The sequence below is a fragment of the Parasphingorhabdus sp. genome (assembly GCF_036963805.1).
Classification (GTDB): domain Bacteria; phylum Pseudomonadota; class Alphaproteobacteria; order Sphingomonadales; family Sphingomonadaceae; genus Parasphingorhabdus.
Map to the genome: position 1 here is coordinate 17885 of NZ_JBALUN010000006.1, position 12879 is coordinate 30763.

The 12879-nt window shown below is 54.3% G+C and carries 16 protein-coding genes; 5 read left to right on the forward strand and 11 right to left on the reverse strand.

Annotated elements, in window-relative coordinates:
- Window positions 1-96: 96 nt before the first annotated feature.
- Both V7676_RS13825 and V7676_RS13830 read right to left on the reverse strand, forming a co-directional pair.
- Window positions 97-1515, reverse strand: coding sequence for a spinster family MFS transporter (locus V7676_RS13825; RefSeq protein ID WP_335660292.1), 1419 nt, complete (start codon window positions 1513-1515; stop codon window positions 97-99).
- A complete protein-coding gene (locus V7676_RS13830) occupies window positions 1422-2192 on the reverse strand; it encodes a hypothetical protein (protein ID WP_335660293.1) in 771 nt (256 codons plus the stop codon). The genes V7676_RS13825 and V7676_RS13830 overlap by 94 nt, the downstream gene beginning before the upstream one ends.
- A gap of 120 nt (window positions 2193-2312) precedes the next feature.
- On the opposite strand from V7676_RS13830, the gene V7676_RS13835 reads away from it, so the two are divergent.
- A complete protein-coding gene (locus V7676_RS13835; RefSeq protein WP_335660294.1) occupies window positions 2313-3128 on the forward strand; it encodes an SDR family NAD(P)-dependent oxidoreductase in 816 nt (271 codons plus the stop codon).
- Here V7676_RS13835 and V7676_RS13840 read toward each other — a convergent pair.
- From V7676_RS13840 to V7676_RS13880, 9 genes are read right to left on the reverse strand one after another with little or no spacing between them, the layout of a single operon-like run.
- Window positions 3125-3667: a VOC family protein gene (locus tag V7676_RS13840; protein ID WP_335660295.1), complete on the reverse strand. Its 543-nt coding sequence runs from the start codon at window positions 3665-3667 to the stop codon at window positions 3125-3127. The genes V7676_RS13835 and V7676_RS13840 overlap by 4 nt on opposite strands.
- Window positions 3657-4910, reverse strand: coding sequence for a hypothetical protein (locus V7676_RS13845; protein ID WP_335660296.1), 1254 nt, complete (start codon window positions 4908-4910; stop codon window positions 3657-3659). The genes V7676_RS13840 and V7676_RS13845 overlap by 11 nt, the downstream gene beginning before the upstream one ends.
- On the reverse strand, window positions 4907-5683 hold the full coding sequence (locus tag V7676_RS13850; RefSeq protein WP_335660297.1) for an SDR family NAD(P)-dependent oxidoreductase: 777 nt from the start codon (window positions 5681-5683) through the stop codon (window positions 4907-4909). The genes V7676_RS13845 and V7676_RS13850 overlap by 4 nt, the downstream gene beginning before the upstream one ends.
- Window positions 5680-6864, reverse strand: coding sequence for a sulfotransferase family protein (locus V7676_RS13855; protein ID WP_335660298.1), 1185 nt, complete (start codon window positions 6862-6864; stop codon window positions 5680-5682). Before V7676_RS13855 ends, V7676_RS13850 begins: the two co-directional genes overlap by 4 nt.
- On the reverse strand, window positions 6861-7664 hold the full coding sequence (locus tag V7676_RS13860) for an SDR family NAD(P)-dependent oxidoreductase (RefSeq protein WP_335660299.1): 804 nt from the start codon (window positions 7662-7664) through the stop codon (window positions 6861-6863). Before V7676_RS13860 ends, V7676_RS13855 begins: the two co-directional genes overlap by 4 nt.
- Before the next feature lie 5 nt (window positions 7665-7669).
- On the reverse strand, window positions 7670-8494 hold the full coding sequence (locus V7676_RS13865) for an SDR family NAD(P)-dependent oxidoreductase (RefSeq protein ID WP_335660300.1): 825 nt from the start codon (window positions 8492-8494) through the stop codon (window positions 7670-7672).
- Between the two features lie 3 nt (window positions 8495-8497).
- Window positions 8498-8884, reverse strand: coding sequence for a carboxymuconolactone decarboxylase family protein (locus V7676_RS13870; RefSeq protein WP_335660301.1), 387 nt, complete (start codon window positions 8882-8884; stop codon window positions 8498-8500).
- A gap of 24 nt (window positions 8885-8908) precedes the next feature.
- The gene (locus V7676_RS13875; RefSeq protein WP_335660302.1) at window positions 8909-9766 is read right to left on the reverse strand and encodes an NAD(P)-dependent oxidoreductase; all 858 of its coding nucleotides are present in this window, start codon (window positions 9764-9766) and stop codon (window positions 8909-8911) included.
- Window positions 9767-9797: 31 nt separating this feature from the next.
- Complete coding sequence (locus V7676_RS13880) at window positions 9798-10556, reverse strand: tyrosine-protein phosphatase (protein WP_335660303.1); 759 nt, start codon at window positions 10554-10556, stop codon at window positions 9798-9800.
- A 287-nt stretch (window positions 10557-10843) separates the two neighbouring features.
- Here V7676_RS13880 and V7676_RS13885 point away from each other — a divergent pair, with 287 nt between their 5' ends.
- The 4 genes from V7676_RS13885 to V7676_RS13900 all read left to right on the forward strand — a co-directional run bounded on the left by V7676_RS13885 (window position 10844) and on the right by V7676_RS13900 (window position 12803).
- Window positions 10844-10996 carry a hypothetical protein gene (locus V7676_RS13885; RefSeq protein WP_335660304.1) on the forward strand — a complete coding sequence of 51 codons (153 nt, stop codon included), beginning with the start codon at window positions 10844-10846 and terminating at the stop codon, window positions 10994-10996.
- An 84-nt stretch (window positions 10997-11080) separates the two neighbouring features.
- Window positions 11081-11398 carry a 2Fe-2S iron-sulfur cluster-binding protein gene (locus tag V7676_RS13890; protein ID WP_335660305.1) on the forward strand — a complete coding sequence of 106 codons (318 nt, stop codon included), beginning with the start codon at window positions 11081-11083 and terminating at the stop codon, window positions 11396-11398.
- A 2-nt stretch (window positions 11399-11400) separates the two neighbouring features.
- Window positions 11401-11781: a limonene-1,2-epoxide hydrolase family protein gene (locus V7676_RS13895; protein WP_335660306.1), complete on the forward strand. Its 381-nt coding sequence runs from the start codon at window positions 11401-11403 to the stop codon at window positions 11779-11781.
- Window positions 11781-12803, forward strand: coding sequence for an LLM class flavin-dependent oxidoreductase (locus tag V7676_RS13900; RefSeq protein WP_335660307.1), 1023 nt, complete (start codon window positions 11781-11783; stop codon window positions 12801-12803). Before V7676_RS13895 ends, V7676_RS13900 begins: the two co-directional genes overlap by 1 nt.
- Window positions 12804-12879 lie beyond the last annotated feature (76 nt).

The following is a 12879-nucleotide window of genomic DNA, read 5'->3' on the forward strand; positions in this document are numbered from 1 at the left end:
AGCCCGACCGCGCATTGCGGCCACCACGCCGTTAGTCATTGTGCGCGGCCATACCGTCATGGCCCGCCCCGACGATCACCGCATCATATATATCGCTCATTCAGCCGTCTCCTCAATCGCGGCAATTTCTCCGGCTATTGATCGCGCCGCGAACCAATAGCAATATATTGCGACCAGCAGGAACAGACCGAGCAGCAGCAAAGCCTGTTGCAGACCCGTACCCGCCGCCACGCTGCAAGTCGCGCCAACAGAAGTTTTTCCAGCGACGAGGCAATCATCGGCATAGGACGCCCCGTAATTTACTTTCGCTAGCCAATCGCTCATGAAACCAAGGAAAGCCGACCCTATACCAAGGCCGAAACATGTCTGCCCGAATGCATGGATCGCGGCGGCCGTCGCCCGCATTCTTGGCTCCACCAGCCGCTGTGTCACTGTCATGATTGTCGGCAAAAATGCGTAGAGACAAAAGGTGGCAGCGAAAATCAGGCCCGCCAACAAACGCCAGTCATCTTGATAGATTGCAGCAAGATAAAGCGGCAAAGCCAGCGATGTTGAGATGATCGGTAAAATGCCATAGCGCCGATGGTTATGGCTCGCGAAACGATCGGCTAGCATTCCGCCGATGACGCCGCCTGATGCAGTCGCAAGGCTAAACGCCAGTGCGAAGGTAAGTGCCGCCTCCCCTAGCGCGAAATCGAAACGCCGAATCAACAACGGGATCAAGAATATGTTTAGCCCGAAGCCAACCAGCGCGACCATCCCGCTACCGATGGTGAAACCGAGAAAAGCGCGCGAGTGCCGGACCGTGCGAATGACTTGAGCGAATGGTGGTGCCTTGGCCCCTGCATTTCGGCGTTCCGGTTCACTAACCGTTAGCCATAGCAACAAGGCCAGCAGCAATCCCGGGGCGCCCATCACCAGAAAGGCCATCCGCCAGCCATGCTCCTGCGCGATCCAGCCTCCACCCAATGCACCAATAGCGCCGCCAACGGAGACTCCCACGGCGATCATCGAAAACACCGTGGCCCGTTTTTCAGGCTCAAACCGGTCGGCAATCATCGACACCACTGGCGGAGTAAAGCCCGCTTCGCCGATGCCTACACCCATGCGCGCGAGCAGCAATTGACCATAGCCCATTGCCGCGCCCGACAGCATTGTCATCGCGGACCAGACAGCAGTCGCAGTCGCTATAATCCCCACACGGCTGATCCGCTCGGCCAGCCGTGCAATCGGAATACCGATCCCGCCATAGAAAATCGCGAAAGCCGCGCCGCCCATGATTCCGAGCTGAAAATCACTCAGCCCGAATTCCTGCCTTATCGGTTCTCCGACGACCGCAATGATCATCCGGTCGATAAAGTTAAACGCGTAAATTGTCCCCAGCAGAACAATGAACCACCAGTCTCGCCCGGAAAATCGCATCAGTCCTTTGAACCTTGTCGCAACGCCGCCATTTGCGCGATGACATGAATAGCGATCATGCACAGCACCATAGTCGCGGCCCCAGCGGCCCATGTCAGCGGCGTAGACCAAGCTGAGTTAAGCGCCAGCGATACAGGCGCTGTCGTCGACCCAAGAGTCGACGCATAGGTGAAGCTCGGTAAGATCAAAAGCCATAGGCGCTTGGAACCTTCCAAATAGGGCAACAGCTTTGCGAGCGCCGCGCCAAGCACAAAACCGCCTGTTGCATCGCAGAAGGAAAACCAAACAGGTGATCCGAAAATATGGAATGGCTGATTGCCGTAAAAAGCGCTTAATTCCATCCATTCACAAATCGAAACGGCGAGCCAATCGACCACGGCAGTGGCAAAAAACAATTGCCAGATTCGCCCTGCCGAGGCACCGGCGGCAATCACCCGCCAGACCAGATAGGCCGTACCGCCAAAGAACCAGGCATAGCCAAGCGGGACATACCAAGGGATCGTCCGTTCAAAACCGCGAAAAAAGGCCAGACTATTTTCATCGGGATACCAATAGAGCAGTGTATTGTCATAAATCGGTTCGATCATCACGGCCGACAAAGCGGTTCCGGCAAATACTAGCGGTAAAATCCAGCCGTGTCGCTTGCGCTCGCCGCCAAAGGCCCACCACAAAAGAATTGCTGTCATGATAATGGTTGTACCGACAAGAAAAATTGTTCCTGCGGGCTCGGGTGCGGGCATTACCGGCATAGATATTATGGTATTTTCCAACTAATCTCTCCCCTGATTCAACTGCAAGCGTTAATCACAGCCGTCAAGCTTGGACCTTCCAATCGGCAGGTCACCTCATTCGCTCATTGTTGCGATCAGCCAGATTGAAAGGACTTACACATGGCAAGACGACTCGAGGGCAAAATAGCATTGATTACCGGTGCCGCCGGCGGTATCGGCATGGCATCGGCAAAACGGCTTGCCGAGGATGGCGCAACCGTCGTGCTTGCAGATATTGATTTGGCCGGAGCCGAAGCGGCCTCGGAGCAGATCAAAGGCTCGGCCGCTTATAAAGTCGACTTGACCGATGAAACAGCCGTTAAGTCGCTTTGCGAAGCAGTGACAGCCCGTTTCGGCACAATCGATATCTTGCATAATAACGCTGCGATCCAGAATGATGCCCAGCGCCAGACCGATCTTGATGTCGTGAACCTCGACGTTGCGGCATGGGACATGGCCATGGCCGTCAATGTTCGCGGCGCTATGCTTATGACCAAATATGTTGTCCCGCATATGATCGCGGCAGGCGGTGGTTCAATTATCAACAGTGCGTCGGGCTTCGGCGTTCAGGGTGAAGCCACGCTGACCGCTTATGGCACGTCAAAAGCGGCATTGATCCAGCTTAACCGCATGATTGCGACGCAATATGGCAAGCAGAATGTGCGTTCCAATTGCATGGTGATCGGTTTTGTGCTGACCCCGATGGCAGTTGAATCTACGCCCGATATGGTAAAGGATATTTTGCTGTCCCATCATCTGACGCCTGAACTGGGCCAGCCTGAGGATATCGCAAATCTCGTTGCTTTTCTTGCTAGCGATGAAAGCAAATTCATCACCGGCGCAGCGATCCCGATTGACGGCGGCGTTACCGCGCACCAACCTAGCTATGCCGATTTCCAGAAAATGTTTGCCGCAATGGGCAGCGGAAAGCTCTAGCCAGCGAGTTCCGGCAACCGGTCAATGCCGCGTACGGGGTCGGTAACGCCGTCCCACTCGGCATGGGCTTTTTCCATCAGCGCAAGCGAACCCATTATGGCGTCCGACATTTCCATCAATTCGGTATAATAGCCATGAGCCGCAAAGGTATCGAACAGGCAAAAGCGCTCACCCGATGGCATCTGCCCGCTATAGGCGACGGGGAACCCCGCTTTGATCAACCGCGCATGGCCCGATTCAAAGTCGGTACGCGGCATGACATGATGCAGCCCCGGTCCTCTATCGGCCAGAAAATCGAGAAAGGGCGATTTACCCTCATTGGTCTGGGCGAGCAATTCGATCAACTGACCGCCGGAAAAACCAAAACCAACTTTCAGCGCGACCTCGGTTGGCTCGCCATAATAAAGCTGCCCGGGCAGGACGGGCACATCGAACACAAAAAAAGGCCCCGCCCCCAGATCGCGGGTCCAATGTTCAACTGCCGCGTCGAAATCCTCGACTACATGGCATAGTTCAATAATTGACCCGTCAGGTTGCATCGTCCCACCCTTCCTTACTCGTCCGTTGGGCAAAGGAGCGCGCCCGCGTCGCAATTTGCGCACGGCGGCCCGTGAGATCAACCCGTGGAATATCATCCGGAATATTGTCTATTTTCACTAGACGTACATTGCGGATCATCTGGTCTATCGGCGGCCCCTCCGGTACGCCCTGCCAGCGGGTGAGCATCCAGCCTTCCTGTAGCCCGCATGTATCGATCCAGTTGGCAACGCCCGGATCGGCAAGCGCTATCGCATAGGTTACCGTGCCGTCGGCATTGGGCGTCACCTGCCCCTTGTTCAGGCTCGCCAGCCGCAACATGGGATCCGGCGCGATGGTCCAAGGATCGGTAATTTGAAATCCTGTATAATAGCTGCCCACCGGATCAAGAGTTACCAGCACCACCTCGTCATCGGCCAGTGCGAAACGCCCTCCCGCAAGATATCCCCAATTGCCATCGCGGCCATTTGGTCCGACAAGTTTATTGGGTTCGGGAAAGCCGAGAAAATCATCCTTGAACCCGCGCCAAAAGCCGACCCACGCAGGCATATCGGTAATGATCGTGGCGGCAATCTTATCCTCGGTTCGCGGTTTCCACCCGGCGGGTGGATCGAGCCGGCGCACATGAACCTCGGCGGGCGACTGGTCCCAATCCACCTGACTATCGCGCGTGTAAATTTGAATCCGGCCCGGTTCTGATTGGAGGTGGAGCGCACCGCCTGCGGCTGGCCCGACCGTGACTGTCACCCGGCCCTCCGCATCGCAGTGCGGGAGCAAATCCTGCAATGTCAGCGCACCAATATTGCGCCCCAGCCCGGCATGATGCTCCGGCTCCATTTCAATCACCACGCTGAATTGTGGCGGATTTTTGGAAAAGCGCAAATCAATCTCGTAATTTCCCACGCCATCAATCGGAATTTCCCGGTTGAAATTGTCAGGATTGTCCACCGCCACCGCAGCACCATGATAGACATGACCAAACCAGTTTCGCGGCGGGTTAGACACGTTCCATGCCACGCGAGGGTCAGCGGTATCACCATTGGCCTCGCGCATCGCCAGTGCCAGTACCCACTGGTCAAGCGCATAGTCCAGTCCCAAATTACCATCTACACTCGCCGCCGCAGAATCCTTGAGCATACCGAGGCGTGCCTGTTCCCGCGCTGTGCGGATATCCGCTCGCTCGATCAGGCGCAGCGCAAGTTTTTCGGCCGCTTCCTGATCCTGAGTATAGAGCGGATTGGTCATGAGATTGTACCTACCCGTCCGCCTTCAACAAATATCGTGCTGCCCGTCGTATAGCTGGACGCGTCACTGGCGAGCAGGATTGCTGCACCTACTGCTTCATCCGCCGCACCGAAACGCTTGATCGCGTTGCGTTCAGCCAAGCCGAGACCTTTATGAATTTCCGCCTCCTGCCCATCAGGACTCATTGAACCTACGCACAGCGCATTGACGCGGGTATGGGGAGCGAGAGCCTTAGCAAGCGAACGGGTGAGAAAAGCTAGCGCGGCCTTGCTCACCCCATAGGCCACAGCAGGCGGAATAGGTGTGAATCCGCCGCAGCTTTGCACGGAGATGATCACGCCCTTACCATGCGCCTCCATATCCGCCGTGGTCAGTTCCGTCAGCCGCCATGTCGCCAAAACATTGACGTCCATCGCGGTTTTCCACACTTCATCCGTATTTGCCCAAAGTCCACCATCATGGGAATAGACGACGCCCGCAGCGGCATTGTTGAAGATAATATGGATTGGCCCAAAGGCCTCACGCGCTTTGTCTACCAGGTTTTCAAGATCAGCTTTCTCGCCGGCATCCGTCGTCACCGCCAGCGCCCTGCCGCCGCCTGCCGCGTTAATCTCTGCCGCTATCCGCTCAAGACGATCCGGCGAACGCGCCGAAATCACCACATTGGCTCCCAGTTCAGCATAGGCTTTGGCGACATGCTCCCCCACGCCAGGACCAACGCCGGTCAAAATAGCGGTCCGGCCATCCAGCCGGAAACGGTCAAGGATACTCATGGATTCACTCCTATATCGGGCCTGCCCAGTAAATGGCCGAAACGTTCATAATAATCGGACATCCGGCTGCGCACTTCATCGATATCGATGCCATATTGTTCAGGTGAATGTTTGTGTTTACCCAACCGTTTTGCTGCGGGATTTTCGATCAGAAATCTGTCGATCCTTGTTTTATGTTCGTCCGAAAAGTCCAACCCAAATTTGTCGTAAATACGCTGGACCGCGCCCTTTGGATCGGCGACCACATCTTTATGCGCAAGGTCAATTATCCGTCCTTCAATCGCCGGATCGGCTCTTGCCGCAAGTGCCCGGTTCATCCCGGCCATCCATGTTTCGACAACATCCCGTCCAATCGCAGTCTTGTCCTTGTCGCCGCCAAAGGCCGCCAGAAAGCCTGCGATCATGCTCGACAGCGAAGAGAATGTAAGCGCCGGGTCACGGTGAGTCCACACCAGCATAGCACCGGGATAAGCCTCCAGCAGCGCTGGCAAATCGAATAGATGCTGCGGGGATTTCAATGTCCAGCGGCCCTTTGGTCCCTTCCACTGGAAATTCTGAAGCATGCGTTTGTGAGAAATATATTGCCCGGACGCTTCACTGCCACGTAGCCATTCGGCATAGTCGGGAACGCCAAGTTCTGCAGGGAAATTGGTGCTGGCAAAATGATATTGCATGCCGTGATTACATTCGCCCGGCTGGGTGCAATCGAAGCGCTGAATGTCCAGCAATTGCGGGGCATGCTCCAGCCAATTGTCATACATTGTCGTGACTTGGGCAATGCGCGGGTCACTGTCAAAACTCGCCTCTTCTGGCGGAGGCCAAGGGATATACCATTCCCACTCACGCGGAGCGCGGGCCTCTGGATCGAGGCAGAGCAGGTCATAGCAGATCGTCGTGCCGGTGCGCGGTAAGCCGATCACGATTAGCGGGTCGCCAATATCTTGCTTGGCAATTTCAGGGTGCTGTTTGTCATCCTCTACAAAGCGCAGTCGCGTTGAAAGTTGGCCCACAATATTTTGCGTTGCGAGATGCCCTAATTGGTCATTCGGTTCCATCGCCTCGACCGCTGCAACGAGACGCTCAAAACCTTCGCGCCATCCCGTGTCAGGCCCGAAATCATCCAGTCCTGTTGCTTCGCGTGCTGCCGTTTCCAATCCTGTGACGGTCAGCGGTTCGGTCATGACAGATGTTCCCCCATCAAATCCAGCAAATCGGCATAATGCGGTTGGTGCGAAAGGCCTCCACCCGAAATCGAGATATTCTCGCCTGTGATATAGCGGCTTTCATCCGATGCGAGAAAAGCCACCAAAGCAGCGATATCATCGGGCGTGCCGAATTCCGGCGTCAATATGTGGCGCTGGATAATTTCCTTGAGGCCCGGTGCCGTTGCATCCAGCGCATCGGTCAAAACGACCCCGGGTGCGACCGAATTGCAGCGAATATTTTGCTTGCCATATTGGGTCGCGATATATTTGGAGAGCGTAATAATGCCGCCCTTCGACGTACCATAAGCAATGCGTGCCAAATCACCTGCTGTCCCGCTATTCGATGCAGTGTTGACGATCGACCCTCCCCCGCCGGCAATCATATGCGGAATGGCATATTTGCAGCCGAGCAAATAGCCGCGCAGGTTTATGTCAATAATCTCGTCCCATATTTCGATCGGGATATCGACCGCCGTGCTGTCTAGCGGATGCTTGGCGGGGTCGGTCATGGCTGCATTATTGTGCAATATGTCGAGCCTGCCAAAATGGGCAACTGTGGCCGCAACCATGGCTTCTATTGAAGCCGGATCAGCCGCGTCAAACTGCACCGCCAATGCGGCATCACCCAGCGGATCGGCCGCCGCACGAGCGCTATCCTCGAACAAGTCGGCAATTGCGACCTTTGCCCCTTCGGCAACGAACCTGCGCGCAACAGCGGAACCTATTCCGCCGCCGCCGCCGGTAACAATCGCGATCTTTCCATCTAGTCTACCCATCGCCGTCATCCTCCGGTAAAAGTCTTGTTGAATTCGACAAAGCCGGCCAATCGATCCTTGCGGTCTGCCAGAACTTGCGGCAGCTTTTCTTGTCCCGGGCCGTCTGGCACGATCTGAATTGGTTCGCCCGCCAGCAAACCGGCTAGCGCATTATGGGTGACATCGGCCGGGTCATAAACATCGGATACATCGAAGCCTTCCGGCACGGTGCGCAGCAGCATAGGTGTTCGCATAATCGGAGCGGCAATCGCTATCACGTCAACCCCGCGCTCATGATATTCTGCCCATAAGGATTCCGCGAAATTAAGTTCAAACGCCTTGGTCGCCGAATACATCACAAGATTGGGTTGTCCGCCCAACCCTGCCCCGGATGCCATGACTATGATCCCGCCCTTTCCTCGCTCAAGAAAAGCCTTGCCGAATCCATTGGTTGCATCGATCAACGTAGAGATATTCATCCGCACCAGCCGATGAGCGGCATCGGTGCTATCCTCGAAGAAACTGCCAAAACCGTCCGCGCCGGCATTGGAAATATAGAGCCCGACATCAAGCCTATCTGCCGCTTCGACAATACGCAAACCGGCATCTTGCTCGGTCAGGTCTTGAGCTACAGCGCGATATTCAATGCCGTGCGCAGCCTTCAACTTCTCACCCAAAGCTTTAAGCGCAGGGAGGCGGCGGGAGACGAGGACCAGATTGATTCCCATTGCAGCCAATTCGCGGGCATAGCATTCGCCCGTACCTTCTGAAGCCCCGGCAATAACGGCCCAAGGACCATATTTGGCGCTGAAAGCGACGCTATCGAGGGGTTCTCTTATGAGCTCGCGCATCCCCTATTTCGCCTTTTTCATTTCCGCGACACGCGCTTTTGCCGCCTCAATACCCCGAAATACCGCAGTAGTGTTGCCCGCACCGGCATAAAACAGCAAAAAGACCGGGATTTGTTCCAACTGTTCGTCAGTGAATTCCTCGTTCACCAGCGCGCCGGTCATTTGAATTTCAACGAGATCCTGCCGCCCCAGCATAGCCGTTGCTCCGAGCACCATTAGCCGTTTGTCACGGATCGAGAAGGCATCATTGCCCCATGTATTGGCAAATTGATTGCCCACAATTTCCTGATTAAACGGTGTATCCTTAAACGGTTTGACCATTTCCGATGCGCCCGGTCCGTAGACAGCGTCAAACACGTCCAGCCCTTTTTTCCACTGCTCGTCGTTCATGATTAAGTCCTTTATAAATAAAAATTAAAGCGGCTGACCCATCGGATATTCAAGGCCCGATGTAGACAAAGCATTGTCACGGATCATTTCAACCATCGGCAAGCGCGCACCAAATTTTGCAGCCTCTTCGATGGCAACTTCAAGATCCTTGACCATCAAATTCATGAAATAGTTGCGGACCCCGGTTTCCTGCTCGTTGCCTGCCGCGTCGGGCCGTAACGCCATTGAAAGTGCGCCTTCAAGGCCCCCACCAGCATTGGGATCACCAGCTAGGGCCATCCGCATCTGCTCCAGATCGACGCCGTAATTGCGCGCGATAACGGCACCTTCATAGCCCGCTCTTATACAACCGAAAAAGGTCGTATTACGCGCGATTTTGGCCGCCATCCCCGTGCCTGGACCACCCATATGGATCACTGAACCGGCAAATCCATCAAAAATTGGTTTTGCCGCTGCCATGTCCGCATCACTGCCACCGGCCAGACAGATCAAGCCGTTCTCGGCTGACTTGGGGCCATTGGTGACGCCGCAATCAATCAATGTCACACCCGCATCAGCGCATAATTTTTGCGAAGTGGCGAGGTCCGTCATCGAAATGGTCGACAACAGGATCACCGTCTGTCCTGGCTTGCTCGCTGCAAGTACGCCGTCGGGACCAGACAATACCGCAATCGTCTGCTCACCATTCAAGACGGCAATAAGCACGCAATCCGATATTGCGGACAGTTCGCGGGGGTTGGTCGATACAGCCGGTCCACCTGGAATCTGCTCTGCTGCCTCAGGGCGAACATCATAAACCGCCGCCAATTGACCCGAGCGTTGCAGGCATTGTGCAACACCGCCACCAATCCCGCCTAATCCAATCACTCCACCTGTCTTCATTATAATAATCCCTTCATTCATCTGTTCAATTTCATTCGATTAGCATCGCACAAATTGCCTCACGCATATTTTGGTCCACGCCCGCATCTTCAAAATAGTTATCCAGCCCGTTCCATTGCTTATCTACCTCGGTCCAGGCTGCTTCCAGATAGTCGGCGTGCACGCCGACAAGCGCATCAATTTGACCGGGGCTTGGCAGGAAGCCGTAACTGTTCATGAAACCGGCTTCGATAGTACCCGCCCGCACCATATTTTCGCCGAACACGCTAGATTTCAGATAATCCTGCAAAATGTTTTCGCGGGAGACGCCCACGGATTCTAGGAGGAGAGCAACCGCAACCCCCGTGCGATCTTTGCCGGCCGTACAATTGATCAAAGCTGGCACACGATCGATCACAAGAGTTTCCACGATCGCCGGCCAATGACATGCAAGCGAACCTGGAATGGAACGATAGGTATCCTTCATCGTCTCGACGGCGATCTCGGGGTCCGTACCTTGCATTAATCGCTCTCGCCCTTCGGGGCCAAAAACCCGCAGGTCCGCGTCGACTTCTAAGCCAAGCCATTGGCAACTCGGCTGATGCCATTGGTGGGGCACCTCTTCACGCTCTTGCCCGGAACGAAGATCAATGATCGTCCGGATTTGGAATGCCTGTAATTCCTCAATCTGAGTTGCGGTAAAATTGCGTGGACCTTCGCTACGAAAGAGTTTGCCAGAAGCAGTCACTCCTTGCCCGGCCGGAAGGCCGCCAAGATCGCGAAAATTCAGGTGGGTGATCGGTTCAGTCATTCAGTCCTCTGGGTATCTGGAAATGGCATCACTGCCAGCGCAAGCTAAACCTTCGGCGGATCCAAAAACTAAGCCAACATTAGCGCCTGCCACCAGTACTACCTTGCCGTGCAGATCAAACAGATTTTCGGCCTTGGCCACGTTAAAATTATCTCCATGGATTTTTCTGCGATCTTCTAGCTACGCCCTTCAAAGCGCTGCCCCCCATATCTTTAGGTAGGGCAAGGTTTGAATTTCTACTCTTCTAACCACGGTTGAAGAAACAGACGCAAAATGGAGCGAGACCAATGGCGCATTCTGCGACCAAGGGCAAAATATTCGAAATAGCCGACATGCGCGAAGATATATCCCTTTCACCGGTCGGTCATACCCTATTATGGATAATGCCAACTCTGGCGGGAAGCTGGCCCAAGCAAGCTGGGAACGGCGGAAGGCAATGATGCCGCTTTTCAAATATATGCGGGAATTTTCTCCTGATCCTATCAGCGAAGATATCGAACTTCTTACAAATTACGGAGAAAATTATGCCAACAATAAATGTGATTGATCGTGCTGGAACCAGTAAAGCTGTGGAGGCCGCAGACGGCCTATCACTGATGGAAGTCATTCGTGACCATGGATTTGATGAATTGCTCGCCCTTTGCGGTGGCTGCTGTTCTTGCGCGACCTGCCATGTTCATGTTGATCCAGCCTTTTCCAGCAACTTACCGGAAATGACTGAAGATGAAAGCGATCTGCTCGACAGTTCCGACCATCGTGATGAAAATTCGCGTTTGGCCTGCCAAATCAATATAACGAAAGACCTTGATGGCATGACAGTTACAATTGCCGAGGAGGACTGATCATGGGCACCCCTCTTTCAGAAGTTCTCGCCTTTTTTGACGAATGGAAACCAACGCTGGGCGATATGCTTTCATCGATGGAAAAACGGTTTACCGACGAGACCATCTGGGAAAATGTCGGCATGTCCAAAACAACTGGTTTTGCGGAAGCAAAAGCCTTTATGGATAATTTTGCAGAAATGCTCCCCATTGAAAGCGGCGAAGTGATTGTTCATCACGCCTCGGCCAACGGCAATGTCGTGCTGACCGAGCGCACCGATAATTTTTATGACAAGGACGGCAAGCAGATTGTCTCGATAAAACTCATGGGTGTGTTCGAAATGGACGGGCCAAGAATCTTAGCGTGGCGTGACTATTTTGATACCGCCAAAGGTTTTGGGTGATGCTCGCAAACAAGCCGGTTTGGGCCGAACTGCCGGTGCTCCCGGCCAAGGAGCTCGTGCCATTGGTCCAACGCCTTGAAGCAGCTGGCGTCGAAGGCGTCTGGGCACCGCAGATATTTGGTGCACCGTTTACAACATTGGCGGCAGCAGCAGCCGTCACCACACGCATTAAGCTCGGCACCGGTATTGCGCTGGCCTTTACCCGGAGCCCACTTGAAACGGCTTGTAGCGCAATCGATCTGGATCATATCAGTGACGGGCGCACCGTATTAGGACTCGGTTCTAGCGCCCAAAGCCAGATCGAAGGCAGTTTTGGCATGACATATGGCAAGCCGCTTGCCCATATGAGAGAAGTTGTGGCGCAAGTACGAGCAGTGGTCGAAGAAGGCCATAGCGGTGAACTCGGGCAACTTGACGGTGAATATACGACGCTTGATCTGTCCCATTTTCGGCTGATCCGTCCAGCCCGGAGATCCGCTATCCCGATCTACCTACCCGCCATCTTTGAAAAAGCATGCGAACAGGCAGGCGCCATTGCTGACGGTTTGCTTGGTCATCCGCTTTGGACCACCAATTGGATCCGCAACAAAGTTAGCACGCATCTACAACTTAGCCTCGACAATGCGGGGCGTAAACGGTCAGAATTGGATCTGAACCTGATGATGTTTACGGTCATCAACGACAACCGTGCAGAGGCTATAAATGATGCGCGCGCCAATATCGCTTTCTATACCCAATCCCCGCAATATCTTCGCTATTTCGAAGCCATAGGATTTGGGAAGGAAGCCAAAGCGATACAAGCCGCCTTCGCCGCTCAGGATTATGTCGCAATGGCGAAATCCTGTCCCGACGAAATGGTCACTGCTATAACAATATTGGGATCTGCCGATGACGTTCGATCCCAAGTAGTTGAGCGGATGGAGTTTGCCGATTCATTCACCCCGGTTGTGCCGCAATTCGGAATCGAACCTGACAAGGCCGCCCAATATCGACAGCGTATCGCCGATCTATTTTATCCATAATTCAGCGAACTTCACTCGGAATATCTGGTCCGTCTGAAACGGAAGACAAAATTCACAATTCTGTCTTCCTGTCCTT